Origin of the sequence: Variovorax paradoxus EPS, from assembly GCF_000184745.1 — a bacterium.
GTDB classification, from domain to species: domain Bacteria; phylum Pseudomonadota; class Gammaproteobacteria; order Burkholderiales; family Burkholderiaceae_C; genus Variovorax; species Variovorax paradoxus_C.
The window spans coordinates 5,721,059-5,732,714 of sequence record NC_014931.1; the positions used below are offsets into that span (position 1 = coordinate 5,721,059).

The 11,656-nt window shown below is 65.2% G+C and carries 9 protein-coding genes; 3 read left to right on the plus strand and 6 right to left on the minus strand.

Annotation, left to right across the window (positions count from 1 at the left end; all coding sequences use genetic code 11):
- Positions 1–82: 82 nt before the first annotated feature.
- Positions 83–1,261 carry an acetyl-CoA C-acetyltransferase gene (locus tag VARPA_RS26270; protein ID WP_013543625.1) on the minus strand — a complete coding sequence of 393 codons (1,179 nt, stop codon included), beginning with the start codon at positions 1,259–1,261 and terminating at the stop codon, positions 83–85.
- 35 nt (positions 1,262–1,296) lie between these two features.
- Positions 1,297–2,079, minus strand: coding sequence for an SDR family NAD(P)-dependent oxidoreductase (locus VARPA_RS26275; protein ID WP_013543626.1), 783 nt, complete (start codon positions 2,077–2,079; stop codon positions 1,297–1,299).
- A gap of 107 nt (positions 2,080–2,186) precedes the next feature.
- Between VARPA_RS26275 and VARPA_RS26280 the strand changes: the two genes are divergently transcribed.
- The 3 genes from VARPA_RS26280 (at position 2,187) to VARPA_RS26290 (ending at position 7,192) form a co-directional block, all read left to right on the plus strand.
- The gene (locus tag VARPA_RS26280) at positions 2,187–4,931 is read left to right on the plus strand and encodes a LuxR C-terminal-related transcriptional regulator (protein ID WP_013543627.1); all 2,745 of its coding nucleotides are present in this window, start codon (positions 2,187–2,189) and stop codon (positions 4,929–4,931) included.
- A gap of 1,059 nt (positions 4,932–5,990) precedes the next feature.
- On the plus strand, positions 5,991–6,815 hold the full coding sequence (locus tag VARPA_RS26285) for a hypothetical protein (protein WP_013543628.1): 825 nt from the start codon (positions 5,991–5,993) through the stop codon (positions 6,813–6,815).
- Entirely contained in the window at positions 6,812–7,192 is a 381-nt protein-coding gene (locus VARPA_RS26290; RefSeq protein ID WP_013543629.1) for a hypothetical protein, read from the plus strand. The genes VARPA_RS26285 and VARPA_RS26290 overlap by 4 nt, the downstream gene beginning before the upstream one ends.
- Before the next feature lie 26 nt (positions 7,193–7,218).
- Here the strand turns inward: VARPA_RS26290 and VARPA_RS26295 are convergent, their stop codons facing one another.
- The 4 genes from VARPA_RS26295 to VARPA_RS26310 all read right to left on the minus strand — a co-directional run bounded on the left by VARPA_RS26295 (position 7,219) and on the right by VARPA_RS26310 (position 11,650).
- Positions 7,219–8,367, minus strand: a complete 1,149-nt coding sequence (locus VARPA_RS26295; protein WP_013543630.1) for an acyl-CoA dehydrogenase family protein — start codon at positions 8,365–8,367, stop codon at positions 7,219–7,221.
- A 37-nt stretch (positions 8,368–8,404) separates the two neighbouring features.
- Positions 8,405–9,508, minus strand: a complete 1,104-nt coding sequence (locus VARPA_RS26300; RefSeq protein WP_013543631.1) for a CaiB/BaiF CoA transferase family protein — start codon at positions 9,506–9,508, stop codon at positions 8,405–8,407.
- A 256-nt stretch (positions 9,509–9,764) separates the two neighbouring features.
- On the minus strand, positions 9,765–10,532 hold the full coding sequence (icmH, locus tag VARPA_RS26305; RefSeq protein WP_013543633.1) for a type IVB secretion system protein IcmH/DotU: 768 nt from the start codon (positions 10,530–10,532) through the stop codon (positions 9,765–9,767).
- Positions 10,532–11,650, minus strand: a complete 1,119-nt coding sequence (locus tag VARPA_RS26310; protein ID WP_013543634.1) for a hypothetical protein — start codon at positions 11,648–11,650, stop codon at positions 10,532–10,534. The genes icmH and VARPA_RS26310 overlap by 1 nt, the downstream gene beginning before the upstream one ends.
- Positions 11,651–11,656 lie beyond the last annotated feature (6 nt).

Below are 11,656 nucleotides of genomic sequence, written 5' to 3' on the forward strand. Positions count from 1 at the left end.
GACGAGCTCAGCCCGAACGGTTTTGGCAAGATCGAACGCGATTCCGTATGCCGTTCTCGCGCGGGCCGCCGCCCGTCCTCGCTCAGAGCCGCTCGATGATCGTCACGTTCGCCATGCCACCGCCTTCGCACATCGTCTGCAGCCCATAGCGCTTGCCGCGCTGCGCGAGCGCGTGAACCAGCGTGGTCATCAGCTTGGTGCCCGAGGCGCCCAGCGGATGACCCAGAGCGATCGCGCCGCCATTCACGTTCAGGCGTTCCGGATCGGCACCCAATGCCTGCAGCCAGGCCAGCGGCACCGGTGCGAAGGCTTCGTTGACCTCGTACAGGTCGATGTCCTCGATCTTCATGCCTGCCTTCTTCAAGGCGCGCTGCGTCGCTGGCAGCGGCGCCTCCAGCATGATCACCGGGTCGTGTCCCATCACGCTCATGTGGTGGATGCGCGCGAGCGGCTTCACGCCCAGCGCCTTGAGGCCGCGCTCATTCACCACCATCACGCCGCTCGCGCCGTCGCAGATCTGGCTCGCGGTGGCCGCGGTGCAGCGGCCGCCTTCGGCGATGAGCTTCACGCCGGCGATGCTCTCCAGCGTGGCTTCATAGCGGATGCCTTCGTCGGTGGTGTGCATGTCGCCCGGCTCGGTGCCGTCGTTCAGGCGCGCGGCCACGGGCACGATCTCGGTGTCGAACAGGCCCGCCTTCGTCGCGGCGATGGCGTTGCGGTGGCTGCGCAGCGCGTAGGCGTCGAGCTCGGATTTCTCGATGCCGTAGTTCTTCGCGATCATCTCGGCGCCGGTGAACTGGCTGAACTGGATGTCGGGGTAGCGCTTCTGCATGAGCGGGCTCACGTAGAAGCCCAGGCCGTTCTTCATCGGCAGGATGTTCGGCGTGCCCATGGGCACGCGCGTCATGCTCTCGACGCCGGCGGCGATCACGATGTCCATGCTGCCCGACATCACGGCCTGCGCCGCGAAGTGCAGCGCCTGCTGCGACGAGCCGCACTGCCGGTCGACCGAGGTGGCCGGCACTGACTCGGGCAGCCGCGAGGCCAGCACCGCGTTGCGCGCGATGTTCGAGGCCTGCTCGCCGACCTGGCCGACGCAGCCCATGATGACGTCTTCGACCTGCGCCGGATCGACATCGGTGCGCTCGACCAGCGCGTTGAGCACCTGCGCGGCGAGGTCGGCGGGGTGCCAGCCGGACAGGCGGCCGTTGCGGCGGCCGCCTGCGGTACGGGCGGCGGCGACGATAAAGGCTTCAGGCATTCGGGTCTCCAGTCGTTGGTTTGCGAAAGATTGTCTTACCGCGGCGCCATGCGGATGGCACCGTCCAGCCGCACGCTCTCGCCATTGAAATAGCCGTTGGTGATCATCAGCTCGGCCAACGTTGCGTACTCCGCCGGATTGCCCAGGCGCTTCGGGAACGGCACCGAGGCCGCAAGCGCCGCCTTCACGTTGTCCGGCGCGCCCTGCAAAAGCGGCGTGTCGAAGATGCCCGGCAGGATCGTGTTCACGCGGATGCCCTCGCTCATCAGGTCGCGCGCAATCGGCAGCGTCATGCCGACGATGCCGGCCTTCGACGCGGTGTAGGCCGCCTGCCCCATCTGCCCGTCCTGCGCGGCCACCGAGGCCGTGTTGACGATTGCGCCGCGCTCTCCGTCCTGCAGCATGTCGAGCGTCAACATGCCGGCCGCCGACTTGGCGATGCAGCGGAAGGTGCCTACGAGGTTGATCTGGATGATGCGGTCGAAGTTGGCGAGCGGAAAGTGCTTGATCTCGCCCGTGGCCTTGTCGCGGCTCGCGGTCTTCACTGCATTGCCGGTGCCGGCGCAGTTGACCAGCACCCGCTCCTGCCCATGTGCCGCGCGGGCCTTGGCGAAGGCGGCATCGACCTGCTCTTCGGAGGTCACGTCGACCTTGCAGAACACGCCGCCCAGCTCCTTGGCGAGCGCCTCGCCCTGCTCCTCGTTGAGGTCGAACAGCGCGACCTTCACGCCGTGGCTGGCCAGGCGGCGCGCGGTGGCGGCGCCCAGGCCCGAGGCGGCGCCGGTGACGACGGCGGAAATACTGGCATCGAGTTGCATCTTGGGGTGTCTCCGGAAGGTTGTTCGAAAACCAGTTTAGGCAGCAGAATCACCCGCCGGAATCGTCGGAAGCGACGGAATTTCAAGGCGCTCACTCCCCGTTTGCGATGCCGTCTCCTGCTTCTTCTCTTCCTCCCCCGTCCTCCCCCAGGATTCTCGAGACCAAGCTCAACCCGCCGGCCTTCGTGGCCACGCAGGTGCCGCGCACCGCCATCGGCGAGGCGATTGCCGCGGCGGGCGCGAAGCTGGTGCTCGTGCGCGCACCGGCCGGCTTCGGCAAGACCACCGCCATGGCGCAGATCCGCGAGCGCATGGAGGCGCAAGGCACCGCCACCGCCTGGCTCACGCTGGACCGTGCCGACAACGACGTCTCGCGCTTTCTCAACTGCCTGGCCGAAGCTGCGCAGCGGCTGGGCGTGGAAGAGCCCCGCACCAACGGCCCCTTCGACGCCGTCGCCGCACTGGCCGCGCACGACGCGCCCTTCACCCTGTTCCTGGACGACTTCGAGGTGGTGCAGGAGCCCGCCGTGCTCGGCCTCGTGCGCGAGATCATCGAGCAGCTGCCGCGCCGCGGGCAGATCGTGATCGGCTCGCGCAGCCTGCCCGACCTGAGCCTGGGGAGGCTGCGCGCGCGCGGCCAGCTGATGGAGATCGACACCGACCGCCTGCGCTTCACGCTGGAGGAAACCAGCGCCTTCTTCGGCCTGCGGCAGGCCCACGCATCGCAGCAGACATCGCACGGCCTGCAGACGCTGCCGGCCGACCTGCTCTCGCAACTGCACCGCAAGACCGAAGGCTGGGTGGCCGCCATCTGGCTCGCGTCGATGGCGCTGGAGCGGCACGGCACCGAAACCGGTTTTGTCGAACGCTTCTCGGGCTCCGACCGCGCCGTGGCCGAGTACCTGGCCGAAGACGTGCTCGCACACCAGCCCAAGGAGATTCGCGACTTCCTGCTGCGCACCAGCATCCTTCGCCAGCTCGACGCCTCGGTGTGCCAGGCGCTCAACCCGCGCATCGACTGCGCAGCCATCCTGGAACAACTGGCCGCGGCCAATCTTTTCTTGACGCCCGTGAGCGGCGACGGCCGCGCGTGGCGCTATCACAGCCTGTTCGCCGACTTCCTGCGTGCGCAGCTCGCGCGGGAGCAACCCGGCGAGATCGAGCGGCTGCACCTCGCGGCATCAGGCTGGTACGAATCGCACGACCGGCCCGTGCCCGCCATCGACCACGCCATCGAAGGCGGCGACCATCCGCATGCGCTGACGCTGCTCGACAGCTACGCGGGGCAGTTCCTCGAACAGGGCCGCATGCGCATGCTCGCGCGCTGGTTCTCCGCCATTCCGGAACACCAACTGCGCGCGCACCCGTTCCTGCAACCCATCGCGCTCTGGGCCACCTGCTTCACGCACGGGCCGTGGGAGGCGATGCAGATGCTCGAGCAATCGGGCTGCCTCGACAGCGAGATCCCCGCAGTGCGGGCGAGTGCGCACACCCTCGTGCCGCTGCTGCTCGCGATGCAGGACCGGCACGACGAGGCATATGAAGTCGGCGGCCCCTGCCTCGCACGGCTGCCGACCGGCCTCGCGTTTGCCGACAGCGTGCTGCTCAATGCGATGGCGCACATCCTCGCCGTGCGCGGCGACCAGCGCGAGGCGCAGCGCCTCCTCGATGCCGCGCGGCGCGAGCAAGGCAACAGCACCTTCAACCGCATGTACACCGAGTCGCTCGCGGGCCTGTTCGACCTGCACGAAGGCCGGCTGCGCCAGGCGACCGCGCGGCTGCGCATGGCCGTCGATACGACGCATGCCGTGTCCTACAACCACAGCCACGGCAACGCGTGGGCCGGCGTGCTGTACGCCGGCGTGGTGTACGAGTCGAACCAGTTGCCGCAGGCCGATCACCTGCTGAACGTGTACCTGCCGCTCGCGCGCGACGTCGGCCTGCCGGACCACATGATCCTGAGCCACGTGATGCGCTCGCGCATCGCATTCCATGCGGGCGACATCGACGCCGCCGTCCAGGCGCTGACCGAGCTCGAATACCTCGGGCACCACCGGCAACTGCCCCGCGTGGTGGCCGGCGCGAAGCTGGAGCGCTCGCGCATGCTGCTGCTGCAGGGCAACGGGCCCGCGTCACGCGATGAGTTGTTGCGTGCAGACGATCCGGAACTGTGGGAACGCGAGCGACGCCAGCGCCTGCCCGCGCACGACCTCGACTACCTGGCGCTGGCGAAGGCGCGCTGGGAAATCGCGTTCGGCGACGCGCGCGCAGCGCTGACGGTGCTCGATGCCGAGATGCACGCGGCCATCGCATCGAACCGCTATCGCCGCGTGCTCAAGCTGCGCGTGCTGCGCGCGATGGCGCTGCAACGCGCGGGCGATGTCGCTGCTGCGATCGACGAAGTCAGTGCCGTGCTGCAGACGGCGAGCCAGGAGGGCTTCATGCGGCTGATCCTCGATGAAGGGCCGGCGGTGGGGATGCTGGTGCAGCGGTATGCGAATGCGGCGGCGCAGGAGGCGGCTGCTTCGTCTTCTGCTTCGACGCGCGGCGACCCGATCCTTGCGGACTATCTGCAGCGGCTGCTGCAGGCGATGGGGCCGATGGCGGCGGTCGATGCGGAAGCGGCGGCGCCGGGTGCTGCTGGCGATTCGATCAAGGAGCCGCTGACGCGCAAGGAGATCCGGGTGCTGCAGCTGCTGGCGGAGGGGTATTCGAACAATGCGATGGCGGAGAAATTGTTCGTGTCGGACAGCACGGTGCGGACGCACCTGCGGAATATCAATATGAAGCTGGATGCGAAGAGCAGGACGCAGGCCGTGGCGATTGCGCGGAAGGTGGGCGTGATTCGGTAATCAGCCGCCCCACGCCATTACCCTGAATTTCGCGGCGGACGCATAGCGATTTTCTTGGCTGATTTTTCCGCGATTCACACTCACGAAATCGCCGCAATCACGAAGCGGAGCCCGCATTCATTGGTGCGCCCGAATTTCCAAGACCCGTAATGCACGACGCTATACGGTCTTCGCAATAAAGGCAATTACCCGACCAATGGCCCCAAATCCCACGGTCATTAGAAACAATATCGCGATTTGCTTCGTCATGTCAGCAATCGAAATTCTATTTTTACTCAAATAATACCCGCGATATGCAAACACCATTATTGGAGAAGTTATAAAAAAGGCAACGCCAATCCAGTACCACGAGGGAATTCGGCAACGATCCGCCTCCCAGCAACCATCCAGATATCTGTCCGGGAACAGACCCTCCATATTTATTCGACCTGCGACGAACATGGCGATGCAGACAGATATCAATCCGAAAAACCCAAATAGCACAGCATATGCAGCCCTCTTCATTTGATCTCCCAAGAATAAAATTCTATTACTCAAAATCGGCAATTTTTATTTCCAGCACCCGGACAATGCATATGCTCCGGCGAGCAAATCAATCTCGAAATTCACCCTTGCTTTAATTCGAAATTCCTCTTTCTTCTCTTCCGTTTTATCCAGCACCTCGTCGCCCCAAAAACCCATAGATATCTGCAGATATCAAATGCTTACTCGGATTTGCAAATTTCAGCAGCCATGGAAATAAGTTTTTTCTTGATTCTTCAATGCTTACCGAGCACTTTTTAGCGTACATCACAGCACCTCAAGCGGCAGAAATGAATATGGAAGTTCGTGATATGCCACCGGCCAAAGTGAAAAACAAATAGCGAATTTGGCCAAAAAATAATCTGCCTTTCAAAAAAACACGCATCGGGATGACGCTGCACACGTTGGATGCGCACCCTTGCTACCCCGACGCGCCTTGGCGATCTCGGAATCTCAGGACTACGGAAATCGGTGATACCGCCCCCACCCCGCATTTCCTAGCATCCCTGTCAGAACAGCACAGGCGTACGTCGAGCAATGCCCAGAGGTATCCCCAACCCCGCCGCCATGTACGGCATCGCCCCTCGCCCCTGGGGCTTCGAAGTCTCGCTCGTGCGCAACGGCACCCGTTACTACCGGCAGTTCGGCAAGGCCAGCTATGGCGGCCTGGAGCAGGCGCTGCTGCAGGCGCAGGACTGGCGCGACGAAGTCGTGCGCAGCGTGCCGCCGGTGGCGCGGCGGGCGCGGGCCGAGAAACTGCGGGCCAACAACACGACGGGCGTCTCCGGCGTCTTCTGCCAGGTCGCGTCCGGCGGACGGGTGCGGGCATGGGTCGCAAAAACCTACATCGGGCAGGACGAGATCCTGCGCACCGACTTCCCGGTCGATGCGGTGGGCAGCGGGGCGCTGGCGCTCGCCATCGAGGAGCGCGAAAAGCAACTGGCCCGCATGTCGGGCCTGGCGCGGCTGCATCCGGCCGAAGAAGCGATTCGCCAGGGCCTGACGCTGCAGCCGCCGGGGCCGCGCGTCACCAAGCGCTCCAAGTCCGAAATCACGCGCTGCACCAACTCCAGCGGCGTGAGCGGCGTGCAGTTCAAGATGCCCAACGCAGGTCATCCGGGCTACTGGCTGGCGACCACGTTCACCGCGGGAAAGGGCAGCGTGTGCAAGGCCTTCTCGGTGAAGGAACACGGCTACGACATGGCCAAGAGCCTCGCCATTGCCGAACGCGCGCGCCAGCTCGAACAGAAGTTCAAGGATGCGGAAGAGCGACTGCAACCGCAACCGCAAGCCCCGTCGCAGGCACTACGGCCCGAACTCTCCTTCCAGCACAGGGCCGGTGGCCAGACGGCCCGGCCATGACGAACCTCAAACCCCTTCATCAGCTGCTGCGGGTGGCTTCCCATCTGCTTGACCAGGCCGCCACGGAGGTGCGCGATGCGCAGCTGGAGCCGATCGCAGAGAACATCGAGGGCATCGGCCGCGCGCTCCTCGAGGTGATGGAAGTGCAGCGCAAGATCTTCGCGGTGCGGCCCGAGCTGCGGCCCAAGACGCTGGCGGCGTCCGACCGCGAGGCCGACGCCAACAAGCTCTTCACCCAGTTCATGCTCGAAGCGCTGGAGCTGGAAGACACGGGCAACACGGTGGCCGCGGTGGAGCGCTACACGCGGTTCATCGGCATCTCGCCTTCGTACCATCACCGCGAAATCGCGCGGGCTGAAATCCGCCGGCTGACTTGATTAGTTAGTGATCAGCCGCCGGACGTTCACAGCGCCCGCGAAATCACCTCTTTCATGATCTCGTTGGTGCCGCCGTAGATGCGCTGCACCCGCGCATCGGCGTACATGCGCGCGACCATGTATTCGTTCATGTAGCCGTAGCCGCCGAAGAGTTGCACGCATTCGTCCATCACGCGGCCCTGCGCCTCGGTGCCCCAGAGCTTGGCCATGGAGGCGGTGGCGGTGTCGAGCCGGCCGGCCACGAGGTCTTCGACGCAGCGGTCGATGAAGGCGCGGCCCACCTTGATTTGCGTGGCGATCTCGGCGAGCTTGAACTTGGTGTTCTGGAACTCGGCAATCGGCTTGCCGAAGGCCTTGCGGTCGCGCACGTAGTCGAGCGTGGCCTCGTAGGCGCCTTCCATGGCCGCGAGCGCGCTCACGCCGATGATGGTGCGCTCGTACGGCAGGTCGCTCATGAGCTGGAAGAAGCCCTGCCCCTCCTGGCCGCCGAGCAGTGCATCGGCGGGCACGCGCACGTCGTCGAAGAAGAGCTCGGAGGTGTCCTGCGCCTTCATGCCGATCTTGTCGAGCACCCGGCCCACGCGAAAGCCTTTGCAGCCCTCGGTCTCGACGATGAGGATCGAGGTGCCCTTGGCGCCTTGCGCGGGGTCGGTCTTGCACACGACCAGCACCAGGCCGGCGAGATAGCCGTTGGTGATGAAGGTCTTCGAGCCGTTGATGAGGTAGCCGCCATCTTTTTTCTCGGCACGGGTGCGCACGCCCTGCAGGTCGGAGCCGGCGCCGGGCTCGGTCATGGCGATGGCGCCGACCATCTCGCCGCTCGCCATGCGGGGCAGGTAGCGCTGCTTCTGCTCCTCGGCGCCGTGGTTGAGGATGTAGTGCGCCACGATGGCGTGCACCGAGGTCGCCATGCCGGTGAGCCCGCGGCGCGACATCTCCTCGTACACCACGGCCTCGTGGCGGAAGTCGCCACCGGCGCCGCCGTAGTCGTCGGGGATGTCGGCGCACAGGAGGCCGAGCGCGCCGGCCTTGCGCCAGACCTCGTGGCCGACGTGGCCGCGCTTGCGGGCTTCCTCGTCGTGCGGGAGCACTTCGGTTTCGACGAAGCGCACCACGTTGTCGCGGTAGAGGTCCAGGTCTTCATCGCTCCAGGAGCGGCGGAAGTCGATGGGCATGGGTGTTTTCCTTTTTGGTTGTCTTGTGCAGGCGCGCTCAGCCGGCCGCGACGGGTGCGACTGTCGCGCCCCAGCGGCGCAGCATCGCCTCGCCGTCGTCGTGCGCGGTGGCGGGCGGCATCACCGGCGCGGTGCGGCTGAAGCGCGGCGCGGGCGCGGGCTGCACCACGCCGCCCACGTTGGCGAAGGTGCCGCGCGCCACGTTGTGCGGATGCGCGGGGGCCTCGTCCCAATCGAGCACGGGGGCGAAGCAGGCGTCGCTGCCTTCGAGCAGCACGCACCATTCGTCGCGCGTGCGGGTGCGGAACAGGTCGGCCATGCGCAGCTTGAGCAGCGGCCAGCGGTCGGCGTCCATCTGCGCATCGAAGGCGGTGTCGTCGGCGATGCCGCAGCGCTCGCGCAGCAGCGCGTAGAACTGCGGCTCGATGGCGCCCACGGCCACGTACTTGCCGTCGGCGCAGGCGTAGGTGTCGTAGAAGTGTGCGCCGCCGTCCAGCATGTTCTCGCCGCGCTGGTTGCTCCACATGCCGGCCGACTTGAAGCCGTACATCATCGAAGACAGGAGCGCCGCGCCGTCGGTCATCGCCGCATCGACCACCTGGCCCTGGCCCGAGCCCTTGGCCTCGTGCAACGCGGCGAGGATGCCGAAGGCCAGCAGCATCGCACCGCCGCCGAAGTCGCCCACGTAGTTGAGCGGCGGCACAGGTGGTTCGCCCGCGCGGCCGATGGCGTGCAGCGCGCCGCTGATGGCGATGTAGTTGATGTCGTGGCCCGCCGCATGCGAAAGCGGGCCGTGCTGGCCCCAGCCGGTCATGCGGCCGTAGACCAGGCGCGGGTTGCGCGCATGGCATTCGGTGGGGCCGAGGCCCAGGCGCTCCATCACGCCGGGGCGAAAGCCTTCGATGAGCACGTCGGCCTTCGCGATGGCGTCGAGCACGTTCTCTGCCGCGCCTTCGGCGCGCAGGTCGATCTGCAGCGTGCTGCGGCCGCGCGCGAGGATGTCGTGCGGCGCGGTGCGCGTGCCGGGGCGCTCGATGCGGACCACCTCCGCGCCCATGTCGGCGAAGAGCATCGCGCAGAACGGCCCCGGGCCGATGCCCGCCATCTCGATCACCCGAAGGCCTTGCAATGGACCTGCCATGGTCTGTCTCCTGTGTTGGGAGGCATCTTGGCGCGGGGGCAACGGGGGTGCATCGTCCAAAGCGACGAATGCGGGTGCTGGGTCCTTCTTTCTGTAGGGCAGTGGCGTGCAGCTTCGCCGCGCGCCGCGGCTGAATTCGTCTCGCCGGCTCAGGCGGCGACTGTTTCGCGCGCCGGCATCGCCTTCGAGGGCCCCGGCATGTGCTCGCTCGTGCCTCTGCGCCACTTGTCGTGGTTCTTGATGCTCTGGTTCGTGCTCATTGAAACAGCGCCTGCGCAGTGTCCGCCAGCTCGCCGGGCAGCACTTGGCCCCACAGCAAGCTCTCGATCACGCTCCAATGCGCCCGGTGCATGCCGTCGCCCCGGCAAGAACGCACTGTTGAAAAGAGGGCATGGCGGATGTCGTCGAGCACGCGCTTGCCATTGATGGCTCTGCGATACACGCCTTCGAATCCCAGTGCGATGACGATCAGCAGCAGCTCCAGCACGTCGACGTGTTCGGCAGGTCTTTGGAGCAGGTTCGCCATGAACTTGAAAACGTTCTCGCCGCCTCTGCTGTCCCCGTGAAACTGAACCGCCAGCATTCGTCCGGCCCAGGTGTTGACGCCAGTGGTGGCGTCTGTCGCCCAGGCGGACAGGCCCGCCGCTTCATCGAGCGCGGTGCACAGCGTGTAGCTCGCGCCGGTGATGTACTCCTTGCGAATAGAGGCATCCATGCACACGGACTGGAAGCTGGCGACCTCGCGCACCAGATCGCCGTGCAAGGTACCGGCGTGTCCTGCGTCGAGCTGCCCGGGCATGTGAACCAGGGCCAGCAGCAGCGGCCGGGCCGCCTCGATCAGAGGGACGCGGGCAGCCTGAACAGCCACCAAACGGTCGGGCTGGGGGGACTGGCGGGAGAGGATCTGTTCACTCGTCAGGAGAGGCTTGGGCTGGGGCTTGGGAGCGGCCGCTGTGGCAAGGCGCTGGGCGGCCTGCTCGAAGTGGTTGTAAGCAGCGAGCGCGAACTCTTTGCGAAGCGGCATCAATCCCTCCGCGCCTTCGCAGCAGCCAATGCCTCGGCGGTGCCATAGCGCTCCATCAATTCCACTTCTTCGTCCTTGCTCAACTGCCCCCTGGCGCGGTAGACCAGCGCCGTCATCACGGCCCCCGTCTGCACGGGTCTGTCTTCGGGCTCGCCCACGCCGCTGTCGCTTTGCCATTCCTTGGGAAAACGCGGCCAGCTGCACGTGATCTGGCTGCTCATGTGAAAGAAGGTTTCCATGAAGCCGGGCCTGCACTCCTGCCTGTACTGGTAGCTGCTGGGCAAACCGCAGTAGGTGGTGTATTCCGGATGCAGGTAGCGCGCGATGCCCTTGAAGTTGGCCGGTGCGCCGGGTGGAATGCGGTCGATGGTGGGGCCGGTTTCCATGTACTGGCGGATGTATTCCCACAGATGGGCTGCACCTTCAGGGCCAGTGACTGCGGGGCCTGCGAACAGGCAGTCTTCGCCTTGGGCCACGGGGTCGGTGGCATCGAAGGGAGGGTGGTACAGGGCCAGCATCGCAACGTCCTGCTTGTCCCAGCGGTTGGTGCTTTGAGGGTCGAACAATGCAACAAGTCGATCCCATTCGAACACCGCGTTTCCCCCGCAGTACTTGGGGCGCAGCACATACACCTTGCGTGTGAGCCGATTGAATCGGATGCGACCTCGTGCAAAAGTGAAGAAGCAGGTGCGCATGCCCATCTTGCAAAACCACATGTAGATCAGGAAGGCGGAGGCCAAGGCTAGGGGGAACAGAAAGAGCCAGCCAAACCAAAGAAGGGAATTTGGAACCCAATCGCCAATGACGAAGAAAAAGATGACTTCATGAAAGAACAACGGGTGGACCGCAAATCCATACCACCCCCAAATGACAAACAGCGCTGGCAAGATCACATAGAGATTCCCGATGCCCGCCCGCCACTGCAAATTCCAACATGGATTGCAAAGCTCCAAATAAGCGTCGTTCTGCGCGTAGGCGCAGCCGTTGGGGATCGTGATACCTCGCGCACCTGCTCGATTGGTTGGCCATTGCTTTTGACCGTCCACATTGATGTGCGCACGACTCTTGGCTATGTCCGATCTGTGCAGGCGGGCGTAACCCTCTTCGCGAATAAACATGATGGA

Coding starts and splice junctions, on each gene's coding strand:
- VARPA_RS26310 (WP_013543634.1), bottom strand. CDS start 11,650: ATGTTTATTCGCGAAGAGGGTTACGCCCGCCTGCACAGATCGGACATA.
- VARPA_RS26285 (WP_013543628.1), top strand. CDS start 5,991: ATGCCCAGAGGTATCCCCAACCCCGCCGCCATGTACGGCATCGCCCCT.
- VARPA_RS26275 (WP_013543626.1), bottom strand. CDS start 2,079: ATGCAACTCGATGCCAGTATTTCCGCCGTCGTCACCGGCGCCGCCTCG.
- VARPA_RS26300 (WP_013543631.1), bottom strand. CDS start 9,508: ATGGCAGGTCCATTGCAAGGCCTTCGGGTGATCGAGATGGCGGGCATC.
- VARPA_RS26280 (WP_013543627.1), top strand. CDS start 2,187: ATGCCGTCTCCTGCTTCTTCTCTTCCTCCCCCGTCCTCCCCCAGGATT.
- VARPA_RS26270 (WP_013543625.1), bottom strand. CDS start 1,261: ATGCCTGAAGCCTTTATCGTCGCCGCCGCCCGTACCGCAGGCGGCCGC.
- icmH (WP_013543633.1), bottom strand. CDS start 10,532: ATGCCGCTTCGCAAAGAGTTCGCGCTCGCTGCTTACAACCACTTCGAG.
- VARPA_RS26290 (WP_013543629.1), top strand. CDS start 6,812: ATGACGAACCTCAAACCCCTTCATCAGCTGCTGCGGGTGGCTTCCCAT.
- VARPA_RS26295 (WP_013543630.1), bottom strand. CDS start 8,367: ATGCCCATCGACTTCCGCCGCTCCTGGAGCGATGAAGACCTGGACCTC.